Origin of the sequence: Acidisphaera rubrifaciens HS-AP3, from assembly GCF_000964365.1 — a bacterium.
GTDB lineage: Bacteria > Pseudomonadota > Alphaproteobacteria > Acetobacterales > Acetobacteraceae > Acidisphaera > Acidisphaera rubrifaciens.
Genome location: NZ_BANB01000625.1, coordinates 1 through 844, shown reverse-complemented (window position 1 = coordinate 844; position 844 = coordinate 1). Strand labels below are relative to the sequence as shown.

The 844-nt window shown below is 74.8% G+C and carries 1 protein-coding gene; it reads right to left on the bottom strand.

The genetic code is table 11. From position 1 onward, the window contains the following. Positions 1-2 precede the first annotated feature (2 nt). On the bottom strand, positions 3-844 hold an 842-nt coding region (locus B8460_RS15555), incomplete at its 5' end, for a heterodisulfide reductase-related iron-sulfur binding cluster (protein WP_048862526.1).

The following is an 844-nucleotide window of genomic DNA, read 5'->3' as shown; positions in this document are numbered from 1 at the left end:
GGTCAGGCGACGGCGGCGGCGCGAGCGGGCGCGGTGGTGGCCGGGCGGTCCGTCAGCCCGGCGGCCAGCCCGGCGGGCGCGGGGCCGCCGGCCATCCAGTCCAGCAGCTCGATCGTATGGATCGTGGGAATGCCGTCGCCCGCGAGCTGCGTCAGGCAGCCGATGTTGCCGGCGGCGATCAGGTCCGGCCGCGTCGCCCGCAGGTTATCCAGCTTGCGGGCGCGCAGACGGGTCGCGATGTCCGGCTGCATCAGGTTGTACGTCCCGGCGGAGCCGCAGCAGAGATGCCCCTCGGCCGGCTCGACCACGGTGAAGCCGGCGGCGCGCAGCAGATCCTTGGGCGCCGCCGTCACCCCTTGCCCGTGCTGCAGGCTGCAGGCCGCGTGATAGGCGACGCGCAGGTCGGGCGCCGGCCGGGTCGGCGTGTAGCCGTGGCGGGCCAGGAACTCGCTGATGTCGCAGGCGAGCGCGCTGACGCGCTCCGCCCGCGCCGGCCAGTCGCCCGGCTCGGCGCGGAACATGAAGCCGTAATCCTTGACCGTCGTGCCGCAGCCCGACGTGTTGATGATGACGGCGTCCAGCCCCTCGCCGTCGGCCTCGCGGGTCCAGGCGTCGATGTTGGCGCGCGCCGCCGCCATCGCCGGGTCGTGCTTGCCCATGTGATGCGTCAGCGCGCCGCAGCAGCCCGCGCCGCGCGCCACCACCACATCGACCCCGAGGCGGTTGAGAAGCCGTATCGTCGCCGTGTTGATGTCGGGGGCAAGTACCTGTTGCGCGCAGCCGGCCAGCAGGGCCACGCGCGCGCGCCGGGGTCCGTCGGCGCGGTGCACCGCCGGACGCTCCG